Origin of the sequence: Lysinibacillus sp. UBA6686 (genome assembly GCF_002455205.1) — a bacterium.
Taxonomy (GTDB): Bacteria; Bacillota; Bacilli; order Bacillales_A; family Planococcaceae; genus Lysinibacillus; species Lysinibacillus pakistanensis.
Genome location: NZ_DKJS01000067.1, coordinates 1 through 5788, shown reverse-complemented (window position 1 = coordinate 5788; position 5788 = coordinate 1). Strand labels below are relative to the sequence as shown.

The 5788-nt window shown below is 33.4% G+C and carries 6 protein-coding genes; 3 read left to right on the top strand and 3 right to left on the bottom strand.

Annotated features, from left to right (window positions below; genetic code table 11):
- Positions 1–275 precede the first annotated feature (275 nt).
- Positions 276–725 carry a MarR family winged helix-turn-helix transcriptional regulator gene (locus tag B2R82_RS17800; protein WP_286926204.1) on the top strand — a complete coding sequence of 150 codons (450 nt, stop codon included), beginning with the start codon at positions 276–278 and terminating at the stop codon, positions 723–725.
- 4 nt (positions 726–729) lie between these two features.
- Positions 730–1587 carry an MBL fold metallo-hydrolase gene (locus B2R82_RS17795; protein WP_286926202.1) on the top strand — a complete coding sequence of 286 codons (858 nt, stop codon included), beginning with the start codon at positions 730–732 and terminating at the stop codon, positions 1585–1587.
- A 306-nt stretch (positions 1588–1893) separates the two neighbouring features.
- Here the strand turns inward: B2R82_RS17795 and B2R82_RS17790 are convergent, their stop codons facing one another.
- Positions 1894–2328 carry a membrane lipoprotein lipid attachment site-containing protein gene (locus tag B2R82_RS17790; protein ID WP_286926200.1) on the bottom strand — a complete coding sequence of 145 codons (435 nt, stop codon included), beginning with the start codon at positions 2326–2328 and terminating at the stop codon, positions 1894–1896.
- Positions 2329–2850: 522 nt separating this feature from the next.
- Complete coding sequence (locus B2R82_RS17785) at positions 2851–3573, bottom strand: SDR family NAD(P)-dependent oxidoreductase (protein ID WP_286926198.1); 723 nt, start codon at positions 3571–3573, stop codon at positions 2851–2853.
- Positions 3574–3976: 403 nt separating this feature from the next.
- Here B2R82_RS17785 and B2R82_RS17780 point away from each other — a divergent pair, with 403 nt between their 5' ends.
- A complete protein-coding gene (locus B2R82_RS17780; RefSeq protein ID WP_286926196.1) occupies positions 3977–4993 on the top strand; it encodes a helix-turn-helix domain-containing protein in 1017 nt (338 codons plus the stop codon).
- 98 nt (positions 4994–5091) lie between these two features.
- Here B2R82_RS17780 and B2R82_RS17775 read toward each other — a convergent pair whose 3' ends face one another.
- On the bottom strand, positions 5092–5781 hold the full coding sequence (locus B2R82_RS17775) for an ABC transporter ATP-binding protein (protein WP_286926284.1): 690 nt from the start codon (positions 5779–5781) through the stop codon (positions 5092–5094).
- Between the last annotated feature and the right edge of the window lie 7 nt (positions 5782–5788).

Below are 5788 nucleotides of genomic sequence, written 5' to 3'. Positions count from 1 at the left end.
GTGAAAAAGCATTGCTAGATACCATTATTTCACCGCGATCAAATGGCATGATGGAAGGCACGAATAATAAAAATTAAACTCATCAAAAGACGAGGTTTTGGCTATCGAAATGAAGTCCGTTTATTTCTTCGTTTACGTTTAGAAACAGGTCGCTGATTTTGTCACCCACGATTTTTGGTGAAGAACCATTTTATCTCAAATACCCCTAATGATTGACAAATACCAAATAGTTAAGTAAACTTAACTTAATAAATAAAATGAAGGACGATACAACTATGCATGATTATTTAATACTTATCGACAAAATCAATCAAAAATTTGAGCAATTCAAATTGATAGTTTTAAAAGAAACCAAAGAAGTTGAGGAATTGGAGAACTTTCACTTAACCCCTCAGCAAGAAGTGATCATGTTTTATATCATTCGTAATGAGCCGGTAATTGCGAATGATATTGCCAATCATTTTGATATTTCTAAAAGTGCAGTTAGCCAAGTTATTTCAAAGCTGGATGAAATGAAAATGATAGTTCGGCAGGAGAATTCAATAAACCGTAGAGAGTCTTTAATTACTCTTGGAAATAGAGGCCAAGAATTTCAAGAGCTTCTAAAAAAAATTGACGATATTCTCGTAGAAAAATATTATTCGAAGGTAAGTTTAAACGAGTTAAAAAATGTTTTGGACACATTAGATAAGATTGTCGGAACAAATAACAACAAAGGGAGTTAAGATCATGGAGAAAAATTTAAAGCAACTCACTAATCGCATACACTATTTACCACCTGATCCTGAAACAGATCGACCAATACTGTCTGCCATATGTGGGATACACCAAACTTTAATTATAGATGCAGGAAATTCTGACAAGCATGCTCAGTTATTTCTTGATGCACTAGACAAATATCAAATCACTAATTATCATTCTGTCGTCTTAACACATTGGCATTGGGATCATAGCTTTGGAACAAATAAAATGAATTTATTAACAATAGCACATGAAAACACAAAAAAGTATCTTGAAAACATAATAGATTATGATTGGTCTGACGAAGCTTTAGATAATCGTGTGGAAAAAGGCTTAGAGGTTGAGTTTTGTTCTGAAATGATAAAAAAGGAATATGGCGTAGACAGAAATATTACCATCACTTTACCTAATATTACTTTTAAAGAAAAAATGGAAATTGATTTAGGTGGAGTTCGATGTGTCGTCCAACATGTAGGTGGGGATCATTCTGATGACTCCTCAATCATTTTTGTAGAGGAAGAAAAAGTACTTTTCTTAGGGGACTGCCTGTATCCAAGTATTTACACACAACAACCACTATATAAAATCGATCATGTTAGACATCTCATAGAAAGCATTGAAATGTTTGATGCCGATTTCTATGTGCTTTCGCATGAACTCCCATTAACGAAAGAGCAGTTTATCGGTTATATAAATGCATTAAAGTTAATATGTGATTTAGCAGAGAAGCATCAAAGCAACCACTTGAATTTGGTTAATGAGCTGTCAACTCAACTTAATCGTCAATTAAGTCAGTTAGAGGAAGAAATTGTTTATTGTTTTATGAACGGATTATCAGTTTCCTGAATGATAGAACCATGAAAATATTGGAATTAAAACTAGAGATGAATGAGAAATAAAATTTAAGTGGGGGCTTGTTTTGAATTCGGACAAAATGAACAGAATTGTCTTTTGAATATTCTATTTTATAAGCTTAAATCGAGTAGGAGACTAGCCATTAATTGACTAGTCGACTCTCACACCACTGTCCGTTAAAAAGGAATTTGGCAAACATTAAGCAAACTGCACGAACGGTATCGTGACTCATTTAGAGGCGCAAATGTATCTTAGTGTACTTATGCTCGTTTAATTGAGAATTGCAAGTACGCTTAATTATTTCACATTAACATCAAAAACAAAAGATTCTTTTCCTTTATTCCATATAGCATTAAGTTCATATATATAATACCCTTCTTTAGATGGCATAGTTATTTTTTCATCTTTCATTTCAACATTTTCAATTGTGCCATCTTCATTCATTTTAGTTGCAATAATGGATTTTGGATTGTTATCAATTTTAAATTTTAAAACATCCCCTTTTTGGACTTCTAAAGTTTCGAAGTTATCTGCTATTTCGCTAATATTTGGAGACCCTTTTAATGTTACTTCAACATCGTCCTCTTTCCACTCATATTTACTTGGTAACATATTAAAATGCTCACCATCAAAAATAATTTGACCTTCTGGTTGTTTATGAATACCAGTTGGTAGTACATTGCATCCAGTCAAAATAATAACTATTAGTATTGGGAAAACTATTTTATTCATTTGACCACTCTCCTTTTCCTTAAATTCCCTACAGTGAATATATCATACTATTTTCGTTAAAATCTTATACTTATTCCCAATGATATACATATATGTTATAAGGAAAAAGAATGCTAAGTAAGATGATAGTTTTCGAATAAAATTAAAAATCACAAAATAATCATAATTTAATCTAGTTTAAAAGGTAAAGATTATAGCTTTTTGATAATCTGGAGCAATGCGAAAACTCCTCTCGTGGGTTGTCTGAACAACAATTACGATAAGGAGTTTTCGTTTTTCTTTCATAGCAAATTGTGATTAACTCAAAACTCAACTATAGTTTTGTGAAGAGCCCTAAAAATCACCCGTTAACTACATTGTTTTATACGAGCCCATGATTCACTGTTTATCAGTCAGCTTTTTTACAACTTCCTTGATTTGAAACTTTAATGATATTCGGTTCACTTGAGGAATTATGTATTGTATATATACAAGCAGATGAAAAGGGAACCCATTCACTGCTAGCTGACCAATAGAAAACAATCAAGCATTTAAATCTGTTATAGCAGGAATATTAATTTCCTTTACACATGAAACAGGTGATAAACTTATCACACATTGGACAATGGATACAATATCCTGTACAGGAATACGGGTACCTTCATATAAAAGAATGGCCTTTTCTATACCTTCTTCATAGGGTACTTCTGCAGCAAGTTCTCCTGGATTAATGCATGTTACGGAAATTTTATCTTTTCTCACATGTTCACGTAGCGCATTGGTAATGCCACGTAAGCCAAATTTAGAGGTAACAAACGAAACTTGTGCATTATTGGTATGATCTAAACCTGCCGTTGAGCCAATGAGAATTATTTTCCCATTTTTCGCCTGTCTTAAGTTAGGTAATAGTGCTTGTATATAGGTAATAGTGGAAGTTAGATTAATATTGATTAGGTTTGAAATATCTGCTACTTCATCCTTATCAAATGTATAGTCATCCTCAAAACCACGCTTTTCCCATACCCCAACATTATAAATTAATACATCGATGGCAATCCCTTGTAACGTTTCTTTTAAAATAGTAATTTGTTGTTGACTGGCTAAATCAATGGAGAGCCACTTACGAATTACTCCATCATTTAGATCTAAGCTATTTGGTCGTGTACGTGACACCATCCATACCGTATCACCCTTTATTGGTAAACCCTTTACAAACGCATCTCCTAGTCCTTGACTTGCTCCAAAAATAATAAAGTTCTTACTCATACTATCAACCTTTCTTAATAACTGTAATTATAAATTATTAGAATAAAATTACCTTCAATAGAGAATATCTGATACCAGTTACTCTCTTAATTGTTATTATATTAATAAATTAACTTTTTAACCTCAATCCATTGTCTGAAATTAACTTTCATCATTATTGAACTATTAAGAAGTTTCAAGTATACTTTTGAATGATAATAATAATCATTTTCATTCTAATTGTCTGCATAAAAACTGAATGAGGAAAAATATACTGATAAGCCAGTAGCATGATTCAAACACTACTGTCATATTGCCCTCTTCTCTGACTAAATAGTTTAGTTTTACGACAATTATCATTTGTGGTAATCATAGATTCCTTTTATGAAATATAAAAAATATAGAAAAGGAGTTGATAGATAAATTGACTTTAAACGTTACTAAGATTCATGATTTATTTGATCAATTTACGAAAATGGTCGAAGGACACGTCCAGCAAAGAAACTGGGAACAACAACTCACCATTCCTTCTCATATAGGCAAGGGAAGTCTGATTAGAACTAAGATTCGTTCAGGTATGGAGATTATGTTGACAGACGTCACATTCCAGCAGGATATGAAACTTCATATTCAGGAATCTTGCCAATTATTTGAATTGAGTTACTGTGTTAACGGAGAAATTCATTGTGATTGGAATGGGAAGAATAGCCTAACAATTGCCCAAACAGGGAATGTTCTTTTTTTGGAAGACGTTCGAGTCTATGAGGAAAAAAAAGCAGACATTCGAAATCAGCTTCTTGAAATCAGGTTTACTCCTGTTGAATTGCTACGCTATGCTGAGGATGTGACGGAGAAACGTAAAATGGAGAAATGGCTGAATCATCACCGTGGAAATATTGATCAATATCCGAATACGCCCGCCATCCAAAGATGTGTTTCTGAAATGATTCATTGTAAACATTTTGGAGCAATGAAACGTTTGTATTTAGAAAGTAAGGCTCTAGAATTTTTAGCACTATTTGGAGAGTCAGATGGATACGGTCATGTTGGAGGAAATATGATGCTGCGTCGCAGTGATATTTCCAAACTAGAACTAGCTCATGAATTAGTGCAGGAGCATTTTGAACAACCACTATCTATTCGTGCATTATCCAAGCGTATTGAAATGAATGAATTTAAGCTAAAAAAAGGATTTCGTGAATTGTTTGGCATGACAATCTTTGAGCTTGTGCGGCAAAAAAGAATGGAGAAAGCACTTTGGTATTTAGAAGTTGAGCGTTTAAATGTAGGCGAAGCCGCAGCGTCTGTTGGCTATAGCAATGCCAGCAATTTCACAACTGCTTTTCGTAAGCATTATGGTTGTAATCCAAGTGATCTTATTAAACGGATTAATCAATTAGATCTAGAAAATAACAAGCTAAAAAACCGCTTCACACCATAAAATTAAATATGAACGGTAGAACGGCTTGACAATTACATGTCAAGCCAGTGTTATATACAGTGTAAATTATCAAATTCAAGGAACACTCTTTTTGTACTTTATGTTATATAAGTAATTGCCATACCCCCCGTAATTGGATTTGAATAAACCTCACAATCTATTTCATAGACCATTTCAATAAGCTCCTTGGTCAATATCTCCTCAGGCTTTCCTGATGCCATAATTTGACCTTGTTTAATTACATAAAGAATATCGCAATACGTGGTTGCCATTGTAAGATCATGCAAAGCTGCAAGAACACCTATGTTTAGCGATTTGACAACCTTTAAAATCTGAAGTTGATATTTAATATCTAGATGATTTGTTGGCTCATCAAGAATTAAAAATTGAGGCTGCTGTGCTATCGCTCTTGCAAGTATCACACGTTGTTTCTCTCCACCTGATAATGTCAAATAGCTTCTGTCTGCATACTCAGACAAGTTAACTTTATTTAGCGCATCCGCGACAATCTGATAATCCTTTCTGTTATCGGATTCCATCAGATGTTTATGTGGCGTTCTTCCCATCATTACCATCTCATGAACGGTGAAATCAAAACTTAATTCATTAAATTGCCCTACTACCCCCATCTCCTTTGAAATCATACGCGTGGATGAGTTAAGAACATCCTTATGTCCTAAAAATACAAAACCCTTTTGCGGTTTAATGACTTTATAAATACTTTTCAATAACGTTGATTTCCCACATCCGTTAGGTCCAATAAGTCCAACAAACTGTAAGCCCGAAATACAAAAA